The sequence below is a fragment of the Bosea sp. 685 genome (assembly GCF_031884435.1).
GTDB lineage: Bacteria > Pseudomonadota > Alphaproteobacteria > Rhizobiales > Beijerinckiaceae > Allobosea.
In genome coordinates this window covers 1,960,593-1,984,507 of sequence record NZ_CP134779.1, presented here as the reverse complement: position 1 = coordinate 1,984,507, position 23,915 = coordinate 1,960,593, and the positions used below count along the sequence as shown (strand labels likewise).

25 protein-coding genes are annotated in these 23,915 nt (G+C 65.9%); 11 read left to right on the top strand and 14 right to left on the bottom strand.

The annotated features are described in order from the left end of the window. The 4 genes from RMR04_RS10725 to thrS all read right to left on the bottom strand — a co-directional run bounded on the left by RMR04_RS10725 (position 1) and on the right by thrS (position 5,424). Positions 1-1,209 (bottom strand): OpgC family protein, encoded by a 1,209-nt coding sequence (locus tag RMR04_RS10725; protein WP_311914651.1) that lies wholly within the window; start codon positions 1,207-1,209, stop codon positions 1-3. A gap of 209 nt (positions 1,210-1,418) precedes the next feature. Next, the gene (locus tag RMR04_RS10720) at positions 1,419-2,039 is read right to left on the bottom strand and encodes a GDYXXLXY domain-containing protein (RefSeq protein WP_311914650.1); all 621 of its coding nucleotides are present in this window, start codon (positions 2,037-2,039) and stop codon (positions 1,419-1,421) included. Beyond that, positions 2,039-3,322, bottom strand: a complete 1,284-nt coding sequence (locus tag RMR04_RS10715) for a DUF2157 domain-containing protein (RefSeq protein WP_311914649.1) — start codon at positions 3,320-3,322, stop codon at positions 2,039-2,041. Before RMR04_RS10715 ends, RMR04_RS10720 begins: the two co-directional genes overlap by 1 nt. A gap of 101 nt (positions 3,323-3,423) precedes the next feature. After that, positions 3,424-5,424 carry a threonine--tRNA ligase gene (gene thrS, locus RMR04_RS10710; RefSeq protein ID WP_311914648.1) on the bottom strand — a complete coding sequence of 667 codons (2,001 nt, stop codon included), beginning with the start codon at positions 5,422-5,424 and terminating at the stop codon, positions 3,424-3,426. A gap of 244 nt (positions 5,425-5,668) precedes the next feature. On the opposite strand from thrS, the gene RMR04_RS10705 reads away from it, so the two are divergent. Then, positions 5,669-8,170: a hypothetical protein gene (locus tag RMR04_RS10705; RefSeq protein WP_311914647.1), complete on the top strand. Its 2,502-nt coding sequence runs from the start codon at positions 5,669-5,671 to the stop codon at positions 8,168-8,170. On the opposite strand, the gene yidD is transcribed toward RMR04_RS10705, so the two are convergent. Next, positions 8,151-8,453 (bottom strand): membrane protein insertion efficiency factor YidD, encoded by a 303-nt coding sequence (gene yidD, locus RMR04_RS10700; protein ID WP_311914646.1) that lies wholly within the window; start codon positions 8,451-8,453, stop codon positions 8,151-8,153. The genes RMR04_RS10705 and yidD overlap by 20 nt on opposite strands. Before the next feature lie 119 nt (positions 8,454-8,572). On the opposite strand from yidD, the gene RMR04_RS10695 reads away from it, so the two are divergent. After that, entirely contained in the window at positions 8,573-9,304 is a 732-nt protein-coding gene (locus RMR04_RS10695) for a phosphatase PAP2 family protein (RefSeq protein WP_311914645.1), read from the top strand. Positions 9,305-9,364: 60 nt separating this feature from the next. Here the strand turns inward: RMR04_RS10695 and RMR04_RS10690 are convergent, their stop codons facing one another. Then, positions 9,365-9,811 carry an iron-sulfur cluster assembly scaffold protein gene (locus RMR04_RS10690; RefSeq protein WP_311914644.1) on the bottom strand — a complete coding sequence of 149 codons (447 nt, stop codon included), beginning with the start codon at positions 9,809-9,811 and terminating at the stop codon, positions 9,365-9,367. A 181-nt stretch (positions 9,812-9,992) separates the two neighbouring features. Between RMR04_RS10690 and folE the strand changes: the two genes are divergently transcribed. The 3 genes from folE to RMR04_RS10675 all read left to right on the top strand — a co-directional run bounded on the left by folE (position 9,993) and on the right by RMR04_RS10675 (position 12,419). Further along, positions 9,993-10,634, top strand: coding sequence for a GTP cyclohydrolase I FolE (gene folE / locus RMR04_RS10685; RefSeq protein ID WP_311914643.1), 642 nt, complete (start codon positions 9,993-9,995; stop codon positions 10,632-10,634). Positions 10,635-10,723: 89 nt separating this feature from the next. Beyond that, positions 10,724-11,149, top strand: coding sequence for a phosphoribosyl-AMP cyclohydrolase (hisI, locus tag RMR04_RS10680; protein WP_311914642.1), 426 nt, complete (start codon positions 10,724-10,726; stop codon positions 11,147-11,149). 301 nt (positions 11,150-11,450) lie between these two features. Continuing rightward, positions 11,451-12,419 (top strand): patatin-like phospholipase family protein, encoded by a 969-nt coding sequence (locus tag RMR04_RS10675; protein ID WP_311914641.1) that lies wholly within the window; start codon positions 11,451-11,453, stop codon positions 12,417-12,419. A gap of 144 nt (positions 12,420-12,563) precedes the next feature. Here RMR04_RS10675 and RMR04_RS10670 read toward each other — a convergent pair whose 3' ends face one another. Both RMR04_RS10670 and RMR04_RS10665 read right to left on the bottom strand, forming a co-directional pair. Next, on the bottom strand, positions 12,564-12,995 hold the full coding sequence (locus RMR04_RS10670; protein ID WP_311914640.1) for a CBS domain-containing protein: 432 nt from the start codon (positions 12,993-12,995) through the stop codon (positions 12,564-12,566). Positions 12,996-13,229: 234 nt separating this feature from the next. Beyond that, positions 13,230-14,051 (bottom strand): rhomboid family intramembrane serine protease, encoded by an 822-nt coding sequence (locus RMR04_RS10665; protein ID WP_311914639.1) that lies wholly within the window; start codon positions 14,049-14,051, stop codon positions 13,230-13,232. 392 nt (positions 14,052-14,443) lie between these two features. On the opposite strand from RMR04_RS10665, the gene RMR04_RS10660 reads away from it, so the two are divergent. From RMR04_RS10660 to RMR04_RS10645, 4 genes are all read left to right on the top strand, one after another. Beyond that, the gene (locus RMR04_RS10660; RefSeq protein WP_311914638.1) at positions 14,444-15,016 is read left to right on the top strand and encodes a PAS domain-containing protein; all 573 of its coding nucleotides are present in this window, start codon (positions 14,444-14,446) and stop codon (positions 15,014-15,016) included. 61 nt (positions 15,017-15,077) lie between these two features. Next, positions 15,078-15,692 carry a PilZ domain-containing protein gene (locus RMR04_RS10655; protein ID WP_410492227.1) on the top strand — a complete coding sequence of 205 codons (615 nt, stop codon included), beginning with the start codon at positions 15,078-15,080 and terminating at the stop codon, positions 15,690-15,692. 190 nt (positions 15,693-15,882) lie between these two features. Continuing rightward, complete coding sequence (locus RMR04_RS10650; RefSeq protein ID WP_311914636.1) at positions 15,883-16,539, top strand: HAD hydrolase-like protein; 657 nt, start codon at positions 15,883-15,885, stop codon at positions 16,537-16,539. 286 nt (positions 16,540-16,825) lie between these two features. Further along, a complete protein-coding gene (locus RMR04_RS10645) occupies positions 16,826-17,458 on the top strand; it encodes a transglutaminase-like cysteine peptidase (RefSeq protein ID WP_311914635.1) in 633 nt (210 codons plus the stop codon). Positions 17,459-17,754: 296 nt separating this feature from the next. On the opposite strand, the gene RMR04_RS10640 is transcribed toward RMR04_RS10645, so the two are convergent. Both RMR04_RS10640 and RMR04_RS10635 read right to left on the bottom strand, forming a co-directional pair. Continuing rightward, positions 17,755-18,285, bottom strand: coding sequence for a gamma carbonic anhydrase family protein (locus RMR04_RS10640; protein ID WP_311914634.1), 531 nt, complete (start codon positions 18,283-18,285; stop codon positions 17,755-17,757). A 108-nt stretch (positions 18,286-18,393) separates the two neighbouring features. Further along, a complete protein-coding gene (locus RMR04_RS10635) occupies positions 18,394-18,723 on the bottom strand; it encodes a DUF6949 family protein (RefSeq protein WP_311914633.1) in 330 nt (109 codons plus the stop codon). A gap of 267 nt (positions 18,724-18,990) precedes the next feature. Between RMR04_RS10635 and RMR04_RS10630 the strand changes: the two genes are divergently transcribed. Continuing rightward, a complete protein-coding gene (locus RMR04_RS10630) occupies positions 18,991-19,722 on the top strand; it encodes a hypothetical protein (protein WP_311914632.1) in 732 nt (243 codons plus the stop codon). Between the two features lie 162 nt (positions 19,723-19,884). Here the strand turns inward: RMR04_RS10630 and RMR04_RS10625 are convergent, their stop codons facing one another. Then, the gene (locus RMR04_RS10625) at positions 19,885-20,097 is read right to left on the bottom strand and encodes a DUF3126 family protein (protein ID WP_069692221.1); all 213 of its coding nucleotides are present in this window, start codon (positions 20,095-20,097) and stop codon (positions 19,885-19,887) included. Between the two features lie 213 nt (positions 20,098-20,310). Here RMR04_RS10625 and RMR04_RS10620 point away from each other — a divergent pair, with 213 nt between their 5' ends. Beyond that, positions 20,311-21,684 (top strand): serine hydrolase domain-containing protein, encoded by a 1,374-nt coding sequence (locus tag RMR04_RS10620; protein ID WP_311914631.1) that lies wholly within the window; start codon positions 20,311-20,313, stop codon positions 21,682-21,684. 40 nt (positions 21,685-21,724) lie between these two features. On the opposite strand, the gene RMR04_RS10615 is transcribed toward RMR04_RS10620, so the two are convergent. From RMR04_RS10615 to thiO, 3 genes are read right to left on the bottom strand one after another with little or no spacing between them, the layout of a single operon-like run. Continuing rightward, positions 21,725-22,501, bottom strand: a complete 777-nt coding sequence (locus RMR04_RS10615; protein ID WP_311914630.1) for a thiazole synthase — start codon at positions 22,499-22,501, stop codon at positions 21,725-21,727. Position 22,502: 1 nt separating this feature from the next. Beyond that, complete coding sequence (thiS, locus tag RMR04_RS10610) at positions 22,503-22,715, bottom strand: sulfur carrier protein ThiS (RefSeq protein ID WP_103717318.1); 213 nt, start codon at positions 22,713-22,715, stop codon at positions 22,503-22,505. Further along, entirely contained in the window at positions 22,712-23,896 is a 1,185-nt protein-coding gene (gene thiO, locus RMR04_RS10605; protein ID WP_311914629.1) for a glycine oxidase ThiO, read from the bottom strand. Before thiO ends, thiS begins: the two co-directional genes overlap by 4 nt. Between the last annotated feature and the right edge of the window lie 19 nt (positions 23,897-23,915).

Below are 23,915 nucleotides of genomic sequence, written 5' to 3'. Positions count from 1 at the left end.
TCAGCGTTGCGGCCCCGACGCGCCGAGCGTGAGGGACGGTTTGGCGGGCGCATTGCGAGACGATGCCGAATGATGCCAAGAGAGGAAAACCCCTAATCCGATCAACATCGTAACGCCGATGGCGCAAACCAGCAACTGAACGCCCAGAGCGAAGGCGGTTTCCGCCAGGATGACCTGGCCGATGATTGCGAGCACGATGCCGGCGCAGAAGACTTCGAGCGAGTGCCGGCCGAGCCCGGCGAGAAGGCGGGCAGCAGACGAGCTCAGCATGGCGGAGCCGACCGGCACGAAGCGGATCACCAGCCAGGCCAGCGCCGCGACATGGAGCACGCGCTCCCAGCCGAGATTGGTCTTGTCCATTCCGAGCTGCACGGTATCGATCCAATCATTCATCGCGGCGATACCGAACGGGTTGCCCGAAGCGGTTTTGACGATCACGGCGAAGACGAGATAGCCCGCCGCCGCGACATCCAGCGGCCTCAGATGCGGGGCCACCAAGCCGAGCTGCCGGCTCCGGCCGATCACCACGCCCATGGTGAAGAGGAACTGCCAGGCAAAGGGGTTGAAGAACCAGCCGGCGGAGCCCGTATTGGGCAGGTTCAGCTCGAGGAAGACCGCACCCTGCCAGAGCCCGGCCGAAAGAATGAGCGTCAGGGCCGGGCTGAGGCGGACGCCGAGATGGATCAGCGGGAACAGCGCCAAGAGCGCGATATAGAGCGGCAGGATATCGAGATAGTTCGGCTGATATTGCAGCGTCAGCGCGTGGAGCAAGGCCGTCGGCGTGTCGCTGAAAAAGGGCTGGATGTTGATCGTCTCGATATAGAGCGGGTTTTGCGTGCGCGTGACCGCCGCCGCGACGACGCCGCAGACGATCAGGAAAACCGCGATATGGGCGATGTAGAGCGTCCGCAGCCGCCGCGCGATCCTGCGGGTGCCGAAGGTTAGCCCATGCCGGTCGATCAACGGCCCATAGGCCAGGGCGGCCGAGACGCCTGCCAACAGCACGAAGGCGTCGGCCGCATCCGAGAAGCCGAAATTATGCGGCGTGTAGCCCGCAAGGACGTTACCGGGCATGTGGTTGATGAAGATGACCAGCAGCGCCAGGCCGCGGATGATGTCGATGCGCGCATCGCGCCCAGGCTGCAGCCCTGCGGTCGCGGCGTGCCGCCCAAAGGCCAGAAAGCGCCCGAAGATCAACGCTTGCGACACCTGATGCTCCTCCAGGCCATTGACGGCAGAGGTTGGCTCCCCCGCCGCAACATGAACGTTACCTGCTCATGGTGTTCATCTCGTGTTCATATAAAGACAAAGCCTCCACGGGTCACCAAACACGAGATCACATCCGCGTGTCAGCGGTGTGGCCGGAACGGGACTGGAGGATTACGAGCGCTCGCCGCAGGCTGAGCGCAGCAGTCGGCTCAGTAAGGCGGCTCGGCGTGGACGAGCTTGCCGTCGATCAGCAGGCGCTTGATCGCGGCTTCGCCGGAGGGCGACACCGCCGCCACGACCTCGATGCGCTGGCGCTCGGTGCGTTCGATCGCCAGACCCGAGCCTTGCGGCACGAAATAGCTTTCGAGCCCATAGGCAACGCGCAAACCGCGCCGCTCCTGCGAGCAATCAGTAGCGCCGCTGTCATTGGTCCCGCAGGCATTGGTGCCGACGACGCGCCCTGCAATCACCGGCTCCGCCGCCGTGCTCGCCGGCCGGCTTCTGGAGAGGGCGACGGCGCGCGCAAAACCGTCCGGCCCCGGCGCAAGCCGGACATGGACGGTCTCGCCGCGCCGGAAGTCGCTCTCGCCGCCGAGCTTTGCCGGGTCGAGCGTGCTGATCTCGTAGCCGAGCACGACATAGTCGCCGCGGAACAGGTCGCGCGGATCGACCGGCACCGTCCGCAGCCGAACCTCGGTTCCAGAGCGCAGGATGGTGGCGCGGCTCTCGACGAGCGCAAGCAGCACGCCGCACAGAGCGAGAATGGCCAGAAGCGCGCGCCAGAGCAGCGGCACGCGGGCAATGAGGCGGTCGGCGCTTGCGATACGCATCAGCGCGCCTCCGCCGGGGGACTCAGCCGCGCGAACAGCTTGCGTGCGCCGCCCGCCAGGGCGAGCAGCAAGCCGCCCGCGACCAGGAAGAACACGGACTGGTCGAGCAGCGTGCCGATGGTCTGGCCGAGCAGGATCAGGATGGCGAGGCCGAACAGGGCCGAGCCTGCCAGCATGATCCGCCGGACCCCACCCGAGACGCCGGCGACCACGAAGCCGATCGCGGCGACGAGGATCAGCCCCGCGACGACGGCCTTGCCCGGCAGCCCGACGACGCGCCCGCTCCAGAACACCAGCGGCACGATCAGCGCGGTCAGCAGCGCGGTTGCCAGCGGCAGGGCAAAGCGCCTCTCGCGCGCCAGCGCCAGAAGCGCCGCGATCGCCGGAACGGCAAGACCATAGGCGAGATAGTTCAACCAGACCGCGCTGCCGGCCCGCGACTCAGACGCGTCGAGAATGCGGATCAGCTCGACGCTGAGCACGGCCATCAAGGCGAGCAGCCCCCAGGGCAGGCAGCAGGTCAGCAGCGCCGGCCCGCCGCGATCGAGCGCGACTGCCCCGAGCACGACATAGACGGCCGCGAGCCCGAGCGCATAGGCGAGCAGGCCATAGTCGAAGCGGCCATAGAGCCAGTCGCCCGGCAACAGCGCGAGCCACAGCGCCAGCGCCAGCACGGCAGCATGGTGGACGAAGCGATTTGTACGGCCGAAGGCAAGCCAGAGCGCCGGCAGATAGAGCAGGAAGAAGGGCAGGTGCAGCGCGCCGCGACTCTCCTCCCAACGTCCGCAACTCCACGCCGCCATCGCGACGAAGGCGATGATCAGCGCGCCGTTGGAACGCAGCAGCAGCGCGACGAGCAGCGCCCCGATCGCGACCAGGGATGCACCCGCGGGCCAATCGGCCGGAAGATGGTACATCTGGCCGATCAGCGCGATGCCGGCGCCGAAGATCAGCGTGCCGCAGGTCGAGGCCGCATCGGCGCCCAGCGTCGAGCCGCCCGCCTGCAGCCTTGCACTAATGCCGAGCGCGGCCGCGAGGCTGACCAGGATCATGCCGAGCTTCACCAGCCGCGGCATCTCCTCCCAGTTCGCCGCCACAAAGGCCACGACGCTGGAAGCGATCAGGAGCCCGCCGAACATGCCAAGCAGCGCCGGCAGCTTGAAGCCACCCTCGCGGGCAAGCGATTGGCGGATGGAGGTCGCGCTCTCGGCCGGGAGAAGTCCCTCTCCGACCCAACGGATCAGATCGGCATCGAGTCGTTTGCGATAGGAGCCAGTCAACATGGCCGGCAATCTGGCATGCGGTTTTCACCTTGGCGAGAGCCGACCAACCGTCATCCCGCCTCTCAGCCCTCATCCTGAGGGCTGAGAGGCGGCTTCCTTGATTAGGCGGCGGCCCTCTGAGCCTTGAGCCGCTTCAGGTCCGGCGGCGTCGCCTCGTCGGTCAGCGCCTCCAGCATCGCGTCGAGCGTCATCACGTTTTGCGCCTGGCTGCCGAGACGGCGGATCGTCACGGTCTTCTCCTCCGCCTCACGCTTGCCGACTGCCAGGATCACCGGGACCTTGGCCAGCGAATGCTCGCGCACCTTGTAGCTGATCTTCTCGTTGCGAAGATCGGCGCGCGCCCTGAGGCCCGCATTCATGCAGGCGATCGTGACCTGCTCGGCATAGGCATCGGCCTCCGAGGTGATCGGGCAGACGAGAATCTGCTCGGGCGCGAGCCAGAGCGGGAAATGCCCGGCATGATGCTCGATCAGGATACCGGCGAAGCGCTCCAGCGAGCCGCAAATGGCGCGGTGGACCATGCTCGGCGTCTTCTTCTCGCCATCGGAGCCGATATAGAAGGCCCCGAAGCGCTCCGGCAGGTTGAAGTCGACCTGCGTGGTGCCGCATTGCCAGTCGCGGCCGATGGCGTCGCGCAGGACATATTCGAATTTCGGCCCGTAGAAAGCGCCCTCGCCAGGATTGATCTCGGTCTTGATCCGGTTGCCGGACTGCGCCGCGATCTCCACCAGAACGCGGTTCATCACGTCCTCGGCATGGTCCCACATCGCATCCGTCCCGACGCGCTTGTCGGGCCGCGTCGAGAGCTTGATGACGAGATCGTCGGTGAAGCCGAAATCGGCATAAACCGAGAGGATCAGCTCGTTGATTTTCAGGCACTCCGCCGCGAGGTGGTCTTCCGAGCAGAAGATATGCGCGTCGTCCTGGGTGAAGCCGCGCACGCGCATCAGCCCGTGCAAGGCGCCCGACGGCTCATAGCGATGCACCGCCCCGAATTCGGCAAGCCGGATCGGCAGATCGCGATAGCTCTTCAGCCCATGCTTGAAGATCTGGACATGGCCCGGGCAGTTCATCGGCTTCAGCGCGAAGACCTTCTGGTCGCGCGTCGGGTCGTTGGGGTTCTCGAACGCGCTCGCCGATTTCACCGCGAACATGTTGTCCTGGTACCAGCCCCAATGGCCAGACGTCTCCCAGAGCGACTTGTCGAGGATCTGCGGCGCGTTGACCTCTTCATAGTCGGCAGCAAGCCGCCGGCGCATATAGGTCAGGATTTCCTGGAACAGCCGCCAGCCCTTGGAGTGCCAGAAGACGACGCCCGGCCCCTCCTCCTGGAAGTGGAACAGGTTCATCTCGCGGCCGAGCTTGCGGTGGTCGCGCTTCTCCGCCTCCTCGATCTGCTTGAGATGGGCGTCGAGCTCCTCCTGCTTGGCGAAGGCGGTGCCGTAGATGCGCGTCAGCATGGCGTTGTTGCTGTCGCCGCGCCAATAGGCGCCGGCGACCTTCATCAGCTTGAAGGCATTGCCGACCTTGCCGACCGAGGTCATGTGCGGGCCGCGGCAGAGGTCGATCCAGTCGCCTTGCGCGTACATCTTCAGCGTCTGGTCAGCCGGAATCGCATCGACCAGCTCGACCTTGTAGGCCTCGCCCTTCTCCTTGAAGAAGGCCTTGGCCTTGTCGCGGCTCCACTCTTCCTTGGTGAAGGAAGCGTCGCGCGCGATGATCTCGCGCATCTTCTTCTCGATCGGTTCGAAATCCTCCGGCGTGAAGGGTTCGTTGCGGGCGAAATCGTAGAAGAAGCCGCCCTCGATCACCGGGCCGATCGTCACCTGCGTGCCGGGATAGAGCGCCTGCACGGCCTCTGCCAGGACGTGGGCGCAGTCATGGCGGATGAGCTCGAGCGCGCGCGGATCCTCGCGGGTCAGGAACTCGATCTTCGAGTCCTTCTCGATCGGGTCGCCGAGATCGACGACCACGCCATCGAGCGCCATCGCGACAGTGCGCTTCAGCAGGGAGGGAGAAATGCCACCGGCGATCGCCTTTCCGGTGATGCCGGAAGGAAATTCGCGCTTGGCGCCATCAGGAAATGTCAGGGAAATCGTCATCGATCGGACTCCTGCTCACTCGGGGATACGAACCCCGTAAGCGAAGATGGGCTGCGGACCCGCCGGAGGGGACGGCCGCGCGATGCCGTTCCAAGCCGGACCATCGCGCCGCCTGCCTATACAATGAACCCGGCGTCCGCAATGCACGCGACGCGCCATTGGCGAGCCCCTCTTGCAACCGCCCCTTGCAACCCTGCAGATGTTAACCTAGCGTCACTCGCCTGCCGCGATCACGGTCCCCATCATGGTCGAGCCTCAAGCCCCGATCCTACGCGATGTCGGCCCGTGGCCCTTCACCTGGGTCGGTGATCTGCTGCGCGTCATCTATGCCTGCCGGGTGGCCGTGATCGGCGTCGCGCTCGGCTTCCTGCTGCTGACACGGGTGCCGCAGGCGCGCGATCTGTTCCTCGTCTTCAGCGGCTCGGCCATCGCCGAAGGTGCGGATTATTCCCGCAATTTCGAGATGTTCCTGCGCTGGTTCTTCTATTTCATCATCCACGTCCTAGCCTGGAGCGCGATGGTACAGGCCTCCGCCGAGGATCTGCTCGGCAGCAACGCCTGGCTGATCGGCCCGGCGCGCAAGCTCACCGCCCTCGATATGGAGATCTATGATCGGCGCTTCCGCTGGATCGTCATCGCCCTGCCCTATCTGCTCGCTTTGTCCACCTTCGTGCTCGTCGCCTGGGGTTATCACCTCGCCTTGACCGACCTGCCGAGCGCGACAGGCGGCTCGCTCTCCAAATCGGCCGCTATCATTCGCAGCGGCTCGCTCGGCTTCTATCTGGCTCTGGCTTGCGGCATCGCCATGCACGCCCTTCTGTGGCGGCGCAATCTCGGCGAGATCCAGCAGGGCGAGATGCATCCGGGGTTTCGCGTCGCCGGGCACCCGCCCAGCGACGCCTTGGAACGGCGCGCTGTCCATCTCCATGCCAATGCCTGGCTCGGGCTGGGCCTCCTCTTTCTCGCACTCGCGGCGATCTGGGGCGGCAGCGTCGTACAGGCCGTTTCCGGCGTCTATCTCGTCCCGATCCTGCTCGGCGCCTGGATTCCGCTGTTCTCCAAGATCGGCACGCTCAGCCAGCGCACGCGCTTCCCCTTCACGCTGCTAATCCTCGCGCTGTGGCTCTTCGCGGCAAACCATTGGGGTCATTCGAACCGGGTGATGCGCGCCGAGGCCGAACCGCGTGCCGGGATGGGCTTCGATACCGCGGTCGCGGCCTGGAAGAACGCAAACTGCCGCGGCCCGGATGCCTGCCCGCGCCCCATCCTGGTGACGATCGCCGGCGGAGCCTCGCGCGCCGCATTCTTCGCCGCCACCGTGCTCGGTGAGCTCATCGACAATCCTTGCCTCGAACCTGGACGCGACTGCGAGCCGCCGGGCGCGACCACCCCGCTTCTCGGCCAGCGCATCTTCGCGATCTCGGGGGTGTCGGGAGGCTCGCTCGGCGCCGTGCAGGCACTGGCGGCGATGAACGACGCTATCACCGGCCCGCAGCAACGCCCCGCCCCGCCCTGCCGCGTCAAGGAACCGTATCAATATTTCAAGACGCCCAACCCCGAGAGCTGGCGCGACTGCCTGCAAACCCTGGCGAGCGGCGACTTCCTGTCCAAGACCGTCCTCGCCTTGGTGACGAGCGAGCCCTTCCTGGCGCTGGAACCATTGATCGGTCGGCTATGGCGCCGCGGCTATTTCCTCGACCGTGCCGCGATCCTCGAACAAACTTGGATCGACGCCTATCGGGCGGCCCTGAACGATCCGCAGGGAGCAGCCGCAACGGATGCCGGGCTCGGCGGCCCCTTCAGCGAACTCGGCCGAGCCAAACGAGACGGCAAATCCTGGCTGCCGCTCTTGCTGCTCAACGCCACCTCGCAGGACAGCGGCAAGCGCGTTCTCGCCAGTCAGCTCAACGGGGAGCTCGGCACCGGACACCTCTTTGTCGATGCCTTCGAGGTCGATCAATTCCTCCGATCCCAACCTGCCGACCCTGCGCCGGCCTGCCCCGTCGCACGTTTCAACGGACATGACCTGACCGTCGCGAGCGCGGCGCTGCTCAGCGCCCGCTTCCCGATCGTCTCTCCCGCCGGGCACTTCTCGCCGGATTGCCTGACGGGCCTGCGCGTCGTCGATGGCGGTTATTTCGAGAATGACGGCGCAACGACCGCCAATGAGATCGCGATCGCGCTACGCAATGCCGGCCTCACCCCCGTCGTGCTCCATATCGCCAACGAGCCGATCGACCAGATCGCCGATCCGGAACGCGACAAGCATCCCTTACTGCGCAAGGATTCATGGTTGGCGCTCCTCACCACGCCGCTCGACACCGTGCTTGCCACCCGCGAGGCGCGAGGCGCCTATGCGCTCGCGGCGCTGCGAGGCACGGTTCGCGCCGAGAATTTCGTCGATTTCCTCGTCTATGGCGAGCCGAAGGTCGATGCCAAGGGCGCGATGCCGCAGGTCGAGGGCGTGAGCGGCTTCCGCTCCATCTCGCAGAGCCCGCTCAAGCACGAATGCTTCGAGCGCGCCGCCAAGGATGTGAGCGGAGCGACATCGGCGCTCAAGCAGGTCTCGATGAGCTGGTGGCTGTCGAAGCCGGTTCAGGAATATCTCGACCGGCAGACCTATGTCCGGCGCAATTGCGATGGCCTGCTGCGGGTGCGGCACTGGCTCGAAGAGAAGATGGTCGCAGATCCCGCCGCCGCCAAGACGGCTCCCACTGCCGCTCCCATCAAGGCCCCGGATCGTTGACGCCGCGCCAGCGGCCATAGCGCCATGGCCGGTACCAGGCCGCGTCGGGCGGCAATTCCTCGCAGACGAGATCGATGCCGCTGGTACCGTAAGGATTGCAGCGGCAGATCCGGGCAAAGCCGATCCAGCCACCACACCACAGCCCGTGGCGCTGGATCGCCTCGTCGGTATAGGCCGAACAGCTTGGCCAGTGCCGGCAATGCCGCCCGACCAGCAAGGACAGGCTAAGCTGGTAGCCCCGGATCAGCCCATGCGCGACACGGCGCGGCGCGCGCGCGACCATCCGGGCGGCGGACGACCGGCCGGCTGAAAGCCTTTGTTCAGTAGGCTCGTGCGAATTTGGCTCCGTCGACTGTTTCCGGTAGTCCGTCACTTGGTCCGCTTTTCTCAAAACGACGACACATGAATCACGCTCAGCGCTTTCGTTACGCCATCGCCGGCCTCGGCCTGTCCCTGGGGCTTGGTCTTGCCATGCCCGCTGCCGCCCAGCAGCGTTCCTATCTGATCTGGCTCGAACCGGGAAAGATCGACCTCGCCAAGATCATTGGCCTGCCGCCGGCCCAGAACTCGCCCGAGAACAAGGCCGAGTTCGACCGCGTGTTGCAAATCTCCTCGACCCGGACACCCGAGCGCGAGAAGGCCGCGATCGCCGATCAGTACCAGACCCTCAACCGCTTCCTCGACGGCATCGACCAGAGCTATGTCGACGCGACGCATCGCGAGATGCGGCTCCTGTTCAAGGAGGCGCAGGTCGAGGCCAGCATCGTGCTCCTCAGCGTCCGTCGCCTGACCAGCCGGCAAAGGCCCTTCACCGTCTGGAACAAGGTCAGGATCAAGCCCTGCCCCGGCGGCCGTCCCGACGGCACTTCCTTTCCTTCCGGCCATGCCGCCACCGCGGCGCTCTACGCCGAATTGCTGTCCGAGGCCGCGCCCGAGCTCGCCGCGAAATTCGAGGAGCGGGTCAAGAGCTATGACGAGAGCCGCCTCGTCTGCGGCTTCCATTATCCCTCCGATCTCACCGCTGGCGACAAGGCCGGGCGCGCCATCGCCAAGGCGCTCCTGGCCGAGCGTGCCTTCCGCACCCGCTTCGACGAGACGCGCCCCGAGATCAGGAAGGCGTTCGGCCTGACTTGAAGCGCCTTCATGCGAAGTGGGGACCGGTTCGCGTGAAGAAAACGCGCCGGACATGAAAGCTTATTCGGCTGCCTGCTGCCGCCGCGCTTCGATCTGGCCGATCGCGTCCACCACCGCATCGAAGGTCAGCATGGTCGAGGCGTGGCGCGCCTTGTAGTCACGCACCGGCACGAGCACGGACAGATCACTCCATTTCCCGTCCGGCGGCTCGGCATTCTCCTTCAGGATGGCCCGCGCCTGCTCGCGGACGCGGCGCAGTTCGTCGGCCGTCGAGCCCACGACATGACGCGCCATGATCGAGGACGAGGCCTGTCCGAGCGCACAGGCCTTCACCTCATGGCCGAAGGCTGTGACGACATCGCCCTCCATGCTGACATCGACTGTCACCGTCGAGCCGCATAGCTTGGAATGCGCCTTGGCGGTGGCATCGGGAGCCGGCAGCCTTTCCAGCAGCGGAATATTGCCGGCAAGTTCGAGGATCCGCTTGTTATAGACGTCGCTCAGCATATCTCGGTCTCCACCGGGGTCTGGAGTGACCGGGGCGCCCACCCAATATAGGGTGGATCGTCAGCGGGCGGGAGTGCGTGCAAGCGCACCCTGTCACAGGAGTGAAACTTGTCGCAGCCCCGTGCACCGGTCTTTGGCCGGCCCCGCCGCGGGACATGTCATCGTAAACGGGAGGCACCACATGAACCCTGTGGTTAAGTCCTTGTCCGTCGAGCGGGTGCTCAGCCCCTCTGCAGACAAGTTTCTGATCAAGAAGCCGACGCAGGAACAGGCCGAGGAAGCGGTGCGCACGCTGATCCTCTGGGCCGGTGACGATCCCTCGCGCGAAGGCCTCACCGATACGCCGCGCCGCGTCACCAAGGCCTATAGGGAATTCTACAAGGGCTATCACGAGGATGCGCACGAGGTTCTCGAACGCGTCTTCGAGGAGGTCGAGGGCTATAAGGACATGGTCCTGGTGCGCGACATCCCGTTTTATTCGCATTGCGAGCACCACATGGTGCCCTTCGTCGGCAAGGCGCATATCGGCTACTACCCGTCCAAGGGCGTGGTCGGGCTGTCCAAGCTCGCCCGTATCGTCGACGTCTATGCGCGCCGCCTGCAGACGCAGGAGACGATGACAGCGCAGATCGCTCAGGTCATCGACAAGGTGCTGAAGCCCCGCGGCGTGGCCGTGCTGATCGAGGCCGAGCACATGTGCATGTCGATGCGCGGCGTGCAGAAGCAGGGCTCCTCGACCATGACGACGCAATATAGCGGCGTCTTCAAGGACCCCGCCGAGCAGGTCCGCTTCTTCACCATGGTCAAGTCGCCCGGTCTATAGCCCCGGGCAGAAGGCCGATTGGCAGCGGTTGCCTGCATCCCTACAAGGGCGCGTCAAGTCGACGCGCCCTTTGCCCTTCCGGAGCCCCCATGAGCCTCTTCCCGGTAGCCACGGACAAGCAAGCCCTCGAGGAGGGCGATGCGCTCAGCCCCCGCTTCGACGCAAACGGCCTCGTCACCTGCGTCACGACAGACGCGGCGACGGGCGAGTTGCTGATGGTCGCGCATATGAACGCCGAGGCCTTGCAGCGCAGCATCGAGACCGGCGAGGCCTGGTATTGGTCGCGCTCGCGCAAGGAACTCTGGCATAAAGGCGCGACTTCGGGGCAGATTCAGACGATCGTCGAGATGCGCGTCGATTGCGACCAGGACGCGGTCTGGCTCAAGGTCAACGTCGCCGGCGATGGCGGCTGCTGCCATACCGGGCGGCATTCCTGTTTCTACAGGCGCCAGCCACTGGGTCGCGACGCCGAGCCGAATACCGGCTTCCGGCCGCTGGAGCCATCTGACATCTGAATCCTGCTTTGATCTAAGAATGAGAGCAGGATGACTGCGAAAAAACCGGTTCCCGCTCTTCGCATCCTGCTCTCGCATTCGCCTGAACGGGGGCCCGCAGGATGCGCCACGGCGTTGGCGATCCTTTCACCAAACCTTCATGTTTTCGACAAAAGCCACCGGTATTCGCAAGGATCGGCCTGCCTGATTCACGATTCCCTCACCCTCGCCTGCGACTCTGCTCCTCCCGCGGAGGATCGGGTCCATGTTGTGGGATGACATCGCCAAGCATGCCTTTGGGTTAGGCGGAGGTGGAGCCACGATGAACGACATGACCATCGAGGCGCCGCCGCGACGCGGCAGGCCCCGGATCGGGCTTGCGCTCGGTGGCGGAGCGGCGCGCGGCTGGGCCCATATCGGCGTGATTCAGGCGCTGACGGAAGCCGGCTATCGTCCCGACGTGATCGCGGGAACCTCGATCGGCGCCGTCGTCGGCGGCTGTTTTGCCGCCGGCAAGCTCACGGAGCTGTCGGATTTCGCGATCAGCCTGACCAAGCGCCGCGTCGTCGGGCTGATGGATTTCCATATCGGCGGAGCCGGTCTCATCGCCGGCGGGCGGCTCAAGCGACTCCTGGAGCGCGACCTCACCAACACCCGCATCGAGGCACTGCCGGTGCGTTTCGTCGCGATTGCGACCGAACTCGGCTCCGGCCACGAGATCTGGCTGACGCATGGCCCGCTGGTCGAGGCGCTACGCGCCTCCTACGCCCTGCCCGGTGTCTTCGACCCCGTGAAGCTCGGCGGGCGCTGGCTGATGGACGGCGCGCTGGTCAACCCGGTGCCGGTTTCGGCCGCGCGCGCGATGGGCGCCGACGTCGTCATCTGCGTCAATCTCAACAGCGATCTTACCGGGCGCGGCACTACCATCCAGAGCCACGCGGCCGAACCCGATCCCGAGCCTGAGCTCGATGCACCGCCGACATCGCGCTGGTTCGGCGGCATCACCGGTGCGGCCAAGCGCGTGCGCGGCATGGTCGGCCGCCCCAGCAGCGACCGGCCGGGGCTCGCCGGCGTCATGATCGACGCCTTCAATATCACGCAGGACCGGATCTCGCGCTCACGCCTCGCCGGCGATCCGCCCGATGTGATGATCGGCCCAAAGCTCGGCCGCATCGGGCTGTTCGATTTCCACCGCGCCGACGAGGCCTTCGAACTCGGCCGCCAGGCCACCCAGCGCGTCATGGACGAGATCGAGGCCATGGTCGGCAGCCGTACAGTCAGCGTCGACTGAGCTGGCCGAAGCCTAGAGCAGGATGCGAAAAAGTGGGAACCGGTTTTTCGCACTAATCCTGCTCTAACTCCTTGATGAGAGACGGATTCAGATTTCAGACGGAGTCACTTTGTGACCCCGCCTGAAATCATCCGGCTCTAGCCTTCAGGCCATCGCGATATAGTCGCGCATCGCCCGGCTCTCCGCCTCGATCTCGGCGACGCGGTGCTTCACGACGTCGCCAATCGAGACGATGCCGGCAATCCTGCCGTTGTCGACGATCGGGACATGCCGGAACCGGCCCGACGTCATCATCTCCATCAATTCGTCCATGCTGGTCTGTGGCCGGCAGGTCACGACCTTGGCGGTCATCGCCCGCGAGACCGGCATATCCAGCGCCGCCGCACCGTTCGCGCCGAGCGCGCGGATGATGTCGCGCTCCGACAGGATGCCGACGAGTGCGCCGTCCGCGCCCGTCACCACCACTGCGCCGATGCGCTTTTCGCTGAGGGTACGCACGGCTTCGGCCAATGTGCGGTGCGGTAGCACCGAGATCACATCATGGCCCTTGTCACCGAGAAGTTGAGCGACGTTCATGGAAACGATCCTCCTTTTTCAGGTGGCGCCGTTGACCGGCACGCGTTCAGCGGGACTGGAGTCCGGCCGCTGACGGATCGACTCGCCAAGAAGGCAGTTCCAGGTCCTTCGCAATGACGTGAGTGTGAGGGAAGACCGGGGCGCAGGCAAGGCTCCTCTGGCCTTCAAGCATCGGCCCGAAAAGTGGGAACCGGTTTTCGGGACAAGCCGATGCAGAACCAAAGCCCTGCCGCGTTAGGTTTTGACCGCGCCCTTGTCCAGAAGCGGAAATAGCAACAGGCCGACGAGGAAGCCGCCGATATGGGCCTCCCAGGCGATGCTGGTCTCCTCGCCGAAGATCGGTACGAGCCCGGAACCGAACAGGATGTTGGTGACGAACCAGATCCCGATGAACAGGAGCGCCCGCGAATTGCGCCAGATCTGGCCGATGCGCTCAGCGGGAATTGCCTTGACGACCGCATCATCTCCGAGCGCACCAAAGCGCAAGCCAGGCGCGAAGACGAAGCGCGCGGCCGCCGCGGTAGCGCCCGCGACGCCGGCCGAGGCGCCCACCAGCGGCAGCACGTCGAGATCGCGCGACCACCAATGCAGCAGCGCGCCGCCGATGGTCGACAGGCCCATCAGATTGAGGAAGCGCCCCGTACCGAGTCGGCGCGCGACCGGGCTGCCGAAAGCCGCGAGCCAGACGACGTTCGAGATCAGATGCACCCAGGAGCCGTGCAGCAGACCATAGCTGAGCAGCGTCCAGAGCCTGGGGCCGCCATCGGCCAGGAGCAGCCGGGCGAGGCCGAGCCGGTCGGCGAGATCCTGCCCCTGCAGCGACTGCGCCAGCGCGCTCAGCACCTCCTCCAGCCGCTCGGGCGCAAACCAGATGGTCAATCGCGCCGGCACGAAGGCGAACCAGGACATCACCATGTAGTCGTCATAGTCGGACAGCAGGCCGCGCCCGGCCTGGATCAGCGCCAGCAGCGCCACCAGCCAGATAATGACGGCGGGAAGGTTCAGGATCGGCTCGCGCCCGGAAGGAGCGCCAGGACCGGAGGATGTGTCCGACATGCAGGCCAACCCTTGCCGATGGAACAGGCCGACGCAAGCCTGCTCAAACGCGAACGCCCGGAGACAGAAAAAAGGGAGAGCCTCGCGGCTCTCCCTCCTCCAGGCTGCGACCGGCGCGGGCCGTTAAGACCTGCGCCGGGGTCACTTCCCCTCCGCCCCCGCGGAACCTCTAAAATTTATGATACATTCTAACGAGTTATCCACAATCCTAAGCTTTCATTAACCTTAACCGACCCCTGCGCAGGCCGCCCCGCCCCCGGCATGGCAAGACGGCATGCCGACTGCGTCCTCGATTCCCGTGAGGACCCGATTGTCCTTCCTCCTGACGCTTGTGGCCCATCGCGGCACGCAAGCCGTGCCGGAGAGGGACGACAGGCAGCATTGGACGCGCAATGAAGAATACGAGCACCCGACTGGTCCACGAATATTGGGACGCGTTGCGCGGCGACCGCGCCGCCCCCGAACGTGGCGAGATCGAACCCGGCGCGCTGCGACATGCGCTGGCTGATACCTTCGTGCTGGAAAACGAGCCGATCGGCCCGGTTTTCCGGCTGGCGGGGACGCGGCTCTGCGCCCTCATCGGCAATGAACTGCGCGGTCGCGCCTTCACCGCGCTGTGGCCCGATGTCGAATCGCAAGGCGAGATGCGCCGCCTCGTCCAGACCGTGATGGACGAGACGGCAGGCGCCGTCGCCGGACTCTCCGGCGAGACGAAGACCGGCGCGCCGGTCTATCTTGAACTTTTGCTGCTGCCACTGCGCTATCGCGGCCGGACTCATGCGCGCGTGCTCGGCGCGCTGTCGCCGGCGGTCACGCCGACCTGGCTCGGCCTCGACACATTGGCCGCGATGCGCATGATCTCGCTGCGCATGCTCTGGCCGCCCGTTTCGTCCCAGCGTGCCCCGGAGCCGCCGATGCGCGCCGGGCCGCCAAAATTGATGGTCCTTCCCGGCGGAAGACTCTGAAAGCCTAACCAAGCGTTAACCCAAGCGCGACTAGGATCAGCTGAAATCAGGCTGGTCATTGATGTTGAGCGCATTGCAAACGCCCCGTACGGTCTCCCGTGCTGCTGAGCGCAGGCGGCACTATCGTATGAAGGTCGTTCTGCTGGGCCGCTACATGCTGCCCAACCGCATGGAATACCCCTGCCAATCCGTCGACATCTCGCCCGGAGGCCTGCATCTCGCCGCGCCTGCCAAGGCAGCGCCGGGTGATCGCGTCATCGTCTATCTGGAACATCTCGGTCGCATCGAAGGCGTCGCCGTACGCACCACGATGGAGGGCTTCGCGATGACCATCACCGCGACCAGCCGCAAACGCGAGAAATTCACCGCCCAGCTCACCTGGCTCGCCAACCGCGACGAATTGGGCCTGCCCGAAGATCGCCGCCACGAGCGCATCGTGCCGCGCAATCCGCGCTCGGTCCTGACGATGGAGGATGGCATCGAGCATGTCGTGCGCATCATCGACATCTCGCTATCGGGCACCGCATTCTCGACCGATCTCGATTTGCCCATGGGCATGCCGGTGAAGATCGGCTCGACGCCCGCCAAGATCGTGCGCCGCTTCGACGGCGGTTTTGCCGCCGAATTCCGCTTCCCGCTCTCGGCGGACCTGCTCGACGAGAATCTCGAGCTCTAGACGCGCGGCTTCCTGCCCGAAGAGCAATGCTCTCAACTCCAGGAATCGATCACATTTTCGCATTCGGACGATTCCGTCCGAATGCGACGTGATCCAGGGCCACGCGGCGGCAAACTGCATAGCCGGCTCTTGCGCGACGCGCAGACTACGACCAAAGCAGTGGCCCGTATCACTGGGACGCCGCGACGCCTTGGTCACCGCCTATCGACTCGTCATCTTCGACTTCGACGGAACCCTCGCCGACACCTACCCCTGGTTCGTGGGGGTGATGAACGGCGTCGCCGACCGCTACCGCTTTCGCCGCGTCGCGGAGCATGAGGTCGATACGCTGAGAGGCCAGAGCGCGCGGCAGGTCATTGCCCATCTCGGCGTGGCGAGCTGGAAGCTGCCCTTCATCGCCCGCCACATCCGCGGCCTCGCCGCCCGCGACAGCGAGCAGATCCCACTCTTCGACGGCATTCACGCCATGCTGCTCAGGCTGAAGCAGGAGGGCTACGTCCTCGCCATCGCGAGCTCCAACTCCGAGCGCAATATCCGGCGCACGCTGGGACCCGAGACCGCGGCCTTGATCGCGCATTATGCCTGCGGGGCGGGTTTGTACGGCAAGGCGACGAAGTTCAGGCGGCTGGCGAAGGAGGCTCACATCCCGCATCGGCAATGCATCTGCATCGGCGATGAAATCAGGGATGCCGAGGCCGCCCGCGAGGCCGGCATGGCCTTCGGCGCAGTCGCCTGGGGCTTCACCAACCCCGACGCGCTGCAGGCGCAGCGGCCGGCCTCCCTGTTCAGGCACCTCGACGAGATCGTCGCCGGTCTCTGCATCGCTCCGGGTGCAGAAGCGCGCTGATCCGCGACATCCGTTCCAGCTCAGCAGGCAAGCGCCATGGCGGAACGACGCATCTTCGACACACTTCGCTAAAGTTAATCAAACCTGGACGCGCTAGCCGGCATCTCATAGTTAATGCGCACTAAAGCTAGCGCTCATATTTCTTACCTTCTCGTTCCGCGTTGATTTATACTGACTTTCATACCAGAGCCGGAATGGCAAAATACATAAATTTGCTTGTATTCATTTCAATCGAAATCCATCCGCACTGAGCATGGTCATCCCCGGGACAAGGAAAGGGGACACCATGCTTTCAATTCACCGCAATTTTATCGGATCCGCGCTGGTCGCTTTGATCATCGGAACCGGCGCAACGCAGGTTCAGGCCCAGTCGCCCGGCGGCGTTCCTGTCGCGAGTTTGCCGATCACCGCCTCGGGCGAGGCGCGTGCGCCCTATGCCTGGAGCGACTTCTGCAAGCGCATGCCGTCGGAATGCCGGGTCAATATCAGCGAGCCAGAGCGCGTCGAGATGACCGCGAAGCTGTGGAAGACCGTCGTTGCGGTCAACGGCAAGATCAATCGCGAGATCGAGCCGGTGACCGACATGGAACATTGGGGCGTCGTCGACCATTGGGACATTCCCGATGACGGCAAGGGCGACTGCGAGGATTATGCGCTGCTGAAGCGCAAGCGTCTGGCAGAGGCCGGCATTCCGCGCCGCGCCATGCTGATGACGGTCGTGATCGACGAGGAGAACGCCGGCCATGCCGTGCTGATGATCCGCACCGATCGCGGCGACTTCATCCTCGACAACAAGCGCAACGCGATCCTGCCCTGGAACCAGACGGGCTATGTCTATGTGAAGCGCGAATCCCAGTACCAGACGGGCTGGACTTCGCTCGGCGGCGCTCAGACGCCGACCGTCGCCTCGGTGCGCTGACGCCCGCTCATTGCGCGAGCGCCCCGTTGCGGGCGCTCCGACATCCTCTTGGAGACCCGCTCGCGGCTTTACACCGCAGTTGGTCTCCCATCTGACGGCGAGGCTCGGTCACGTCCCCACCCGTCCCCCAAGACTGGGTTTCGCCATAGGGCCGGTTCCTCTTCCCCGAGGAACCGGCCCGATCCATTTTTGGGCCAGAGCAGGATGCGAAAAAGCGGGCACCGGTTTTTCGCACTGATCCTGCTCTCACTCCTGGATGAGAGACGGCTTCAGATGTCTGATGGAATCATCCGGCACTACCCAAGGCGCTGCAGCCCAGTGGCAAACTGCTTCCAGCGCGCAACATAGCCCCGCGCCGAGGCGGTGATGCCGGCCGCGGCCGCCGCATCGAGCGTGCGCACGGCCCGCGCCGGCGAGCCGACGATCAGCGAATTGTCGGGAAACTCCTTGCCTTCCGTCACCAGCGCATTGGCGCCGACGAGGCAGTTGGCACCGATCCTGGCGCCGTTCAGCACCGTCGCGCCCATGCCCACCAGGCTGTTCTCGCCGATGATGCAGCCATGCAGGATGGCGCGGTGGCCAATCGTGCAGCCTGCGCCGACGCGCAGCGGAAAGCCCATATCGGTGTGCAGCACGCAGCCTTCCTGGATGTTGCTGCCCGCGCCGATCTCGATCCATTCATTGTCACCGCGCAGAACCGCGCCGAACCAGATGCCGACCTCGGCGCCGATCCTGACCCGGCCGATCAGATGCGCCTCGGGCGCAAGCCACCAGCTGCCTTCGGGCGGGGTTTCCGGGGCGGTTCCGTCAAGCGAGTAGAGCGGCATAGGCCAATATCCTTCCAGGATCTGTCATGCAGGCAGGATCTGCATGCAGGCAGGATCTGCATGCAGGCAGGATCTGAATGCAGGATTGCAGGCCCGGCCGGTCTTCCGTCAAGCGCTGCCGAGGAGATGCAGCAGATCGAGCACCACCCGCCCCGAGGCCATGCTCCAGAGCGAGGCGATCATGCTCGCCAGCATGACGAAGACGAAGGGCCGCCCCTCGATGCGCCGGCCGCGCACGGTGTTGCGCAGGATCAGGAAGGGCGCGCTGAAGACGACGACGGGAACGCTCGCCACCGCCGCCAGCCCGCCAGCCTGCAGCAAGCGGAAATCGGCGCGCTGCGTCGTGAACAACTCGAACGCGCTGGCAAGCAAACCGGCAAAGGCGAAGCCGATGAACAGCGCCTGCAGCGCATCATAGGCAGCGGGCTCGATCGACAAGGGCGGGCACTCCAAACCGGACCTTTCCACCTTGCCGCATGGTTTACGAACTGTGAAGAAAACTCATAAGCAATGGTTAACCGGCCGCCAGCGCTTCGCCCACGCCCCGGCAACGCGCCACAGCCCGCGCGATCATGGTTTACGCTCCCTTAAGCGGCCTCTGCTTCACTGGATGTCATCGATCCATCCGTCTCCCGTCATGGAGAGCACGATGTCGTCCGGAAACCTGTCTTTGCTTTTCGGCGTCAGGCTCAGAGGCCCCCGCACGTGACCGCGTCCTTGTCCCAAAACTCCCTGTCGCAAGAGCATTCCGCCCAATTGGCCTCCGACCTCGCGACTTTGGTCCGCTCGCGCCTGAGGCGGCCACCGCCACCGCTGCCGCGCGCCGACTCTGCTCTTGTGAAGGCGGCCTTCGCGATCATGCTGCTTGGTGCGGCCGCGACCGGCCTTGGCCTCTACGCCACGCATAAGGGCCGCGAGACGGAGACGACGCTCCAGCCCGCCCGCATCGGCAACAACGTGCTGATGGTGCCGCAGGACCTGACCGGTGCCGAGGCCGACGATTCGAGCCGCCTCGTCGGCATGGTGCGCCTCAGGCTGGGCTGGCCGGATCTCGGCCCGGCCCAGAACCGCAACCGCCTGCTGGTGACGCTGAGCCCGCCCGACAAGGTCAACGAGCCGGCGACGCAGCTTGCCGTCTATGCCCGTTTCCTGACGCCGACGGTCTGGTCCAATCCCGGCGGTCTGGTGGTGCGCGGCTTCCGCAAAGGCTCGCCCTATGAGGGCGACGAGCTCTATGTCTCCGTGCCCGACGGGCGCGGCTTCGCGGCACGCTGCCCGCTCGACACCGCGGCAGGCGCCGCGCTCGACGAGCTCTGCCGGGTGACGTTTCGCCACCGCGGCATCGACGTCAACATCCGCTTCCCGCGCCGGATCATCGCCGATTGGGAGCTGATGATCGGCGGTGTCCGCCGCACCATCGACGGCATGCTGCGCTGAGCATTTTCAGCCACGCCGCAAGCCGGTCCCGAGGTGCGCTCCGGTGGGTCGGCTGGCGCGGCTTTCGAGAACCGGAGCGGAGCGGACTTTTCGTCCGTGAGCACCGGAAGCGCAGAAAGCCGCGTCAGACGGCCTCCGGAGTAGCGCTTCGAGGCCGGCGGCTCAGTCCTCGAGATCGACGTCGAGGATCGCCATGGTGAAGTTGAACGAGCGGTCGCCGTCCTCGTCATCGACATGGATGATGCCGATGAACTCGTCGGCCAGATAAACCTCGGCCGAATCGTTCTTCTTCATGCGCGCCCGCACGCTGATCGCATGGTTGGCGAAGGTGCGGCGCAGGTAGCCTTCGAGCTTGGCGAGTTCTGTCTTGTCCACGGTATCGGTCCTTATCGGTTGCCGGGACGGATGCCATGGCGGGGCCGGAAGGGCAAGCCGGAAGGCTGTCGCGCCGCCAATCGACGGTTCCCATGCTCGTCATCGCGAGCGCCGCCCTCCCATTCCCGCATGGCGGTAGCCGCCTGGCGCGCCTGCATGCGCCGGCGCGATCTGCAATAGTGGGCGCTCCCTTCGCTCATGATGGATCGCCCCATGACGCCGTGGCTGCCTGCCGCCCTCGCCTATGTCTCCAACTGGCTCGCGTTCCAGCTCCGCCATCACGACCAGCCGGGATGCTCCATCGCAATCGCGAGCGGGCGGGAAATCGTTCTGGAAGCCGCCTTCGGCAAGGCCGACATCGCGACCGGCGAGGCGCTGACGCCGCGCCATGGCTTCCGCATCGCCTCGCATTCGAAGAGCTTCACCTCAGCCGGCATCCTGCGCCTGGTCGAGGCCGGCCGCCTTCGTCTCGACGACAAGGCGGGCAGCTTCGTGCCTGGCCTCCATCCCGAGGTCGCGACCGTGACGCTGGCGCAGCTCCTCTCCAACAGCGCCGGCCTGACGCGCGACGGCCCCGACAACGGCCAGTTCTTCGACCGCAAGCCCTATTGCGACAAGGCCGAACTGCTCGCCGACCTGGCCTCACCGCCCGTCCTGCCCGCCTCGCAGCGCCTCAAATACTCCAATCACGGCTTCGGCCTGCTCGGCCTGGTGATCGAGGCGGTGACGGGCGAGCCCTATGCGGAGTGGATCGCCAGGGAGGTCGTGAGCGCAGTCGGACTTGCCGAAACCAAACCCGATATCGGCCTCTGGACCGGCCCGATGGCTCGGGGCCACAGCCCGAAATGGCCGCTCGGACATCGCGTCGTCGTGCCCGGCGACAATCCTTGCCAGGCGATGATATCTGCCGCCGGCTTCGTCGCCACGGCCGCCGATGTCGCGCGCTATTTCGCGCAGCTCTCGCCGAAGGCAGAGCGCAGCATCCTCTCGCCCCTCAATCGCCGCGAGATGAGCCGCCGGCTCTGGACCGACGAGGAAAGCAGCCTAGGCCGCCATTACGGCCTCGGCACCATCTCCGGCGGCGAGGGCGACTGGGCCTGGTTCGGCCATTCCGGCGGTTTCCAGGGCTTCATCACCCGCACTGCCGTCCTGCCGGAGCAGGATCTGACGATCTCGGTGCTGACCAACGCCATCGACGGCCTCGCCCATCCCTGGCTCGACGGCGTCGTCCAGATCCTCAAGCGCTTCCAGGAGCTGGGCGCCCCCTCGGCCGCGACCAAGGATTGGGCCGGGCGCTGGTGGACGATCTGGAACCCTGGCGACCTCGTGCCCTTCGCCGACAAGGTGCTGGTTGCCAACCCGACCCTGTTCAGCCCGTTCCTCGATGCCGGCGAGATCGCGATCGAAGCGCAAGATCGCGGCCGCATCGTCAAGGCCTCCTCCTTCAACAGCCCCGGCGAAACGGCGCGGCTGGTGCGCGACGATGCAGGCCGCGTCGAGTCGGTCTGGCTCGGCGGCGCGCATGTCGTCTCGGAGGCAGCGCTGAAGGCGGAGCTGCTTGCGCGCTATCAGAGCGGCAACGCCTAGCGCTTTTTGCCACCTTGGCTCGGGCCGGCCTCCAGAGAAGTCACGAACCGACGAGCCCGAGCTGGGGGCTCGACGCTTCGGCACGGCCACGGCGCGGAATGCGCCCAGCCCCGCGTGCATCCCAACCGGCCTCGACGGCGTGGCGCATGGCGCGCGCCATCCGGACCGGATCGTTCGCCTTGGCGATCGCGGTGTTGAGCAGCACGGCGCTCGCGCCGCATTCCATCGCAATAGTGGCGTCCGACGCCGTGCCAAGCCCGGCATCGACGATCACGGGAACGGACGAGCGCGCGCAGATCAATTCGAGATTGGCCGGGTTGGCGACGCCCATGCCGGAGCCGATCAGCGAGCCCATTGGCATCACGGCAGCGGCTCCGAGATCGGCGAGGCGCGCGCAGACGACCGGATCGTCATTGCAATAGGGCAGCACGACGAAGCCCATCTCGACGAGCTGGCGCGTCGCCTCGAGCAGCTCCCCGACATCGGGATAGAGCGTCTCGCGATCGCCGAAGACCTCGAGCTTGATCCAGTTGGTCCCAAGCGCCTCGCGAGCGAGCTCCGCCGTCAGGATGGCGTCGCGCGCCGTCTCGCAGCCGGCGGTGTTGGGCAGGAAGCGGTAGCCGGACAAGAGCTGCGCCGTATCGGAGCCATGGCCCGCCAGCGAGATCCGGCGCAGCGACAGGGTCACGATCTCCGCGCCGCTGGCGGCGACCGCTTCCACCATGATGCGCTGGTTCGGATAGCCGGCCGTCCCGATCAGCAGGCGGGAGGCAAGCGGGGTTCCGGCGATCGTGAAACTCTGTTCCGCGACACTCATCTCAACCTCCTTGAAAGGCGCGAATGATTTCGACGCGGTCACCAGACGCCAGACGCGTGACCTGCCATTGCGACTGCTTCACAACCATCCCGTTCAGCGCGATGGCGAAGCCCTGGGGGCCCGGCAGATCGAGCTCGGCCGTACGCTCCCGCCATAGCGCCAGCAGATCCTCGGCCGCGCTGTCGTGATCGCGTCCATTGACGATGAGCTTCATGCCACTGCCTCCTGTGCTGCAAAGCGCTCCGGCCCAAAGGATGAGGCCGGCCCTGTAATCCGCCCCTCGGTGGCGAGTTGCGTGATCGCCACAGCGGTGACGGGGGCCAGCAGATAGCCGTTGCGATGATGTCCGGTGGCGAGGAGCAGGCCTGGAATCCGGGTCTCGCCGAGAATCGGCGCGTCATCGGCAGTGGTGGGACGGAAGCCCGACCAGATCGCCGCGATCGGCAGGTCCTCGATGCCGGGCAGGACGCGCCGCGCGCCTTCGAGCAGCGCATAGACGCCGCCGGCGGTCACGGCATCGTCGAAGCCGCACTCCTCCATGGTCGCGCCGACGATCAGCGTGCCGTCACTCTTGGGCGCGAGATGGACCTGGTCGGTCCAGACCATGCGCGAGAGAACCGGCCGGTGCGACGGGCATGTCAGCGCCAGCGACTGCCCCTTGAGCGGCCGCAATGGCAGGGAGAGCCCCCCAATCTCGGTCCAGGCTCCACCGGCCGCGACGACGATTCCGGCCTTCACCGCCCCCCGCGGCGTCGTGACGCCCACGGCGCGCCCGGCTTGCAGCCAGGGCGTTGCCGCCAGGCCTTCGAGCAGGATGCCGCCGCGTTCGATGAAGGCCTGCCGCAGGGCCGCTATCACCCTGGCCGGGTCGACCTGATGATCATCGGGACAATGGATGCCGGCCACGACGGAAGGCCGCAGGCCGGGCTCAAAGCCTCGGCACGCAGCCCCATCCAGCCACTGCGTCGCGAGCCCGGCCTGCCGCTGCATCTCGTGGCGGAAGCGCAGCCGCGCCACCTCGTCGCGCGTCGTGGCGACGAGGAGCACGCCATCCCTGCGATAGTCGATATCGAACCCGCCATCGGCCGATAATTCGGCAGCAAAGCCGGGCCAGAGGCGCTGGCTCTCCAGGGCGAGCGCGACATGCTCCTCGCCGCCGGGCTCGAACTCGGCGGCCGCCGCCAGCATCCCGGTGGCGGCGAGGCTCGCCCCTTGGCCGACCGTGCCACGCTCGAAGAGGGCGACCCGCAGGCCGGCGCGCAGAAGCCGCCAGCCGGTCATCAGGCCGATCACCCCGCCGCCGATGATGGCGACATCCGTCAAAGCCGGCGGTGCCGGAGCATCGGGCGGGCCGGCCTGTTGGCGGCGCAAACTCGTGTCGGGCGGGCCTCTCATCGCAAACTCCTCGCCGCGA

Coding starts and splice junctions, on each gene's coding strand:
- RMR04_RS10720 (WP_311914650.1), bottom strand. CDS start 2,039: ATGCGTATCGCAAGCGCCGACCGCCTCATTGCCCGCGTGCCGCTGCTC.
- RMR04_RS10715 (WP_311914649.1), bottom strand. CDS start 3,322: ATGTTGACTGGCTCCTATCGCAAACGACTCGATGCCGATCTGATCCGT.
- thrS (WP_311914648.1), bottom strand. CDS start 5,424: ATGACGATTTCCCTGACATTTCCTGATGGCGCCAAGCGCGAATTTCCT.
- RMR04_RS10705 (WP_311914647.1), top strand. CDS start 5,669: ATGGTCGAGCCTCAAGCCCCGATCCTACGCGATGTCGGCCCGTGGCCC.
- yidD (WP_311914646.1), bottom strand. CDS start 8,453: ATGGTCGCGCGCGCGCCGCGCCGTGTCGCGCATGGGCTGATCCGGGGC.
- RMR04_RS10695 (WP_311914645.1), top strand. CDS start 8,573: ATGAATCACGCTCAGCGCTTTCGTTACGCCATCGCCGGCCTCGGCCTG.
- RMR04_RS10690 (WP_311914644.1), bottom strand. CDS start 9,811: ATGCTGAGCGACGTCTATAACAAGCGGATCCTCGAACTTGCCGGCAAT.
- folE (WP_311914643.1), top strand. CDS start 9,993: ATGAACCCTGTGGTTAAGTCCTTGTCCGTCGAGCGGGTGCTCAGCCCC.
- hisI (WP_311914642.1), top strand. CDS start 10,724: ATGAGCCTCTTCCCGGTAGCCACGGACAAGCAAGCCCTCGAGGAGGGC.
- RMR04_RS10675 (WP_311914641.1), top strand. CDS start 11,451: ATGAACGACATGACCATCGAGGCGCCGCCGCGACGCGGCAGGCCCCGG.
- RMR04_RS10670 (WP_311914640.1), bottom strand. CDS start 12,995: ATGAACGTCGCTCAACTTCTCGGTGACAAGGGCCATGATGTGATCTCG.
- RMR04_RS10665 (WP_311914639.1), bottom strand. CDS start 14,051: ATGTCGGACACATCCTCCGGTCCTGGCGCTCCTTCCGGGCGCGAGCCG.
- RMR04_RS10660 (WP_311914638.1), top strand. CDS start 14,444: ATGAAGAATACGAGCACCCGACTGGTCCACGAATATTGGGACGCGTTG.
- RMR04_RS10655 (WP_410492227.1), top strand. CDS start 15,078: ATGTTGAGCGCATTGCAAACGCCCCGTACGGTCTCCCGTGCTGCTGAG.
- RMR04_RS10645 (WP_311914635.1), top strand. CDS start 16,826: ATGCTTTCAATTCACCGCAATTTTATCGGATCCGCGCTGGTCGCTTTG.
- RMR04_RS10640 (WP_311914634.1), bottom strand. CDS start 18,285: ATGCCGCTCTACTCGCTTGACGGAACCGCCCCGGAAACCCCGCCCGAA.
- RMR04_RS10620 (WP_311914631.1), top strand. CDS start 20,311: ATGACGCCGTGGCTGCCTGCCGCCCTCGCCTATGTCTCCAACTGGCTC.
- RMR04_RS10615 (WP_311914630.1), bottom strand. CDS start 22,501: ATGAGTGTCGCGGAACAGAGTTTCACGATCGCCGGAACCCCGCTTGCC.
- thiS (WP_103717318.1), bottom strand. CDS start 22,715: ATGAAGCTCATCGTCAATGGACGCGATCACGACAGCGCGGCCGAGGAT.
- thiO (WP_311914629.1), bottom strand. CDS start 23,896: ATGAGAGGCCCGCCCGACACGAGTTTGCGCCGCCAACAGGCCGGCCCG.